Annotated in this window: 1 rRNA gene; it reads left to right on the top strand. The window is 56.5% G+C overall.

The features are described 5' to 3' along the window. Positions 1 to 255, top strand: a 23S ribosomal RNA gene (locus RM779_RS33515); the annotation flags it as partial.

The raw sequence follows: 255 nt of genomic DNA on the forward strand, positions 1-255 counted from the left end.
GAGACAGCCAGGAGGTTGGCTTAGAAGCAGCCATCCTTGAAAGAGTGCGTAATAGCTCACTGGTCGAGTGATTCTGCGCCGATAATGTAGCGGGGCTCAAGTACACCGCCGAAGTCGTGTCGCCACACATGTTGTGGTGGGTAGGGGAGCGTCGTGTGCCGGGTGAAGCAGCCGTGGAAGCGTGTTGTGGATGGTTCACGAGTGAGAATGCAGGCATGAGTAGCGATACACACGTGGGAAACGTGTGCGCCGATT

It is taken from the genome of Streptomyces johnsoniae (assembly GCF_031845565.1).
Lineage (GTDB): Bacteria > Actinomycetota > Actinomycetes > Streptomycetales > Streptomycetaceae > Streptomyces > Streptomyces johnsoniae.